This window comes from Lactococcus sp. AK05, assembly GCF_041026685.1.
GTDB classification, from domain to species: domain Bacteria; phylum Bacillota; class Bacilli; order Lactobacillales; family Streptococcaceae; genus Lactococcus; species Lactococcus lactis.
This window is the reverse complement of sequence record NZ_JBFTEI010000023.1, coordinates 1-1,208: the sequence shown is the minus strand read 5'-3', so window position 1 is coordinate 1,208 and position 1,208 is coordinate 1. Positions and strand designations below refer to the sequence as shown.

At 30.5% G+C, this 1,208-nt stretch carries 1 protein-coding gene; it reads left to right on the top strand.

The genetic code is table 11. The annotated features are described in order from the left end of the window. The first annotated feature begins 654 nt into the window (after nucleotides 1–654). Complete coding sequence (locus AB6B24_RS12380) at nucleotides 655–1,152, top strand: GNAT family N-acetyltransferase (RefSeq protein WP_047205803.1); 498 nt, start codon at nucleotides 655–657, stop codon at nucleotides 1,150–1,152. The last annotated feature ends 56 nt before the right edge of the window (nucleotides 1,153–1,208 follow it).

The window sequence follows — 1,208 nt, the reverse complement described above, 5'->3', positions numbered from 1 at the left end:
CTCTTGCTACACGTCTTTATTCAGAAACTAAAAATCAAGCATTAATCGCTAATCAATTAGGTCATACCGATTTAAATACTTCTGCGATTTATATCTCCATTGTTGATGATGAAAACAGAAAAGGGCTTGACCAATTATAAAATAAAACAAATAAAAAAAGCCTAGAAAACTAGGCTTTTTCACATAAAATCATGCAATTTTATCAAAAGTTTTGTTATACTAATAAGGTAGAAGTTTAATAGACGGTGGCTCTGAAAGGTGGTGAGGCTTATGAAAGTAAGTTCAAAATCCAACGGAAAGGAGCACTCTTATAATGAGTGTAGCAATGTTAGTGACTGCAATTTGTAGTTTTCTGATAAGTTTGCTTACATTTATTGTTTTGTTGATTGAAAAAATCACGAAAAAATAAGAACCGTCTGACTTTAGCACGTTAACGGTTCTTAGAACTAACAAATGCTACCGACTTTTAATCGGCTACACTAGGACTTGTTACTAGCAAGTCCTTTTTCTTTACCATCATTATATCATACAATGTTTTAATAGACAACAGTGTAATTTCTAAAATCTTTGTTGATTGAAAAAATAATAAAATACTGTGATGTTATCCTTAAATCTTAGAGTCACTATTGTATAATTTAGACAAAGGACAAAAACATGAAAAAACAAAACGTGATGCAGAAATATGATTTGATAACTAAAGAACCTATTTTTCAAAAATTTAAAGCAAATAACAAACAACTTTATAAACAAAATATTGATTTAAGAAATGCTGTTTTGAGAAAACCACTAAAAAAGTTAATTACATCAGATGAAATGATGGTTGAGCAAAACAATCAGTTTTACGGTATTACGATTAATGATATTTTAGTCGCAACATTTTCAAGTTATCCAAAAGATTCTAATACGGTTCGATTAGTATCCTTTGCTGTTGATGCTCAACATCAACAACAGGGACTGGGATCGCGTTTGTTAAGCTGGGCAATTGATGATTTTCGTAAGCAAGGATATTATCGAGTGAGCTTGTCAGCACGTGCTTCGGCTCACAATTTTTATTTGAAACAAGGATTTAAAGATACTAGAGAACCACAAATAAATCACTATCTGAATTTAGTAGACTTTGAAATGCAGTATATTATTCCAACACGGAACTAAAATGTGAGGACATAAATTTTAACTAATTAAAGCAAATCTACCAATATTGTTAAAAG

Coding starts and splice junctions, on each gene's coding strand:
- AB6B24_RS12380 (WP_047205803.1), top strand. CDS start 655: ATGAAAAAACAAAACGTGATGCAGAAATATGATTTGATAACTAAAGAA.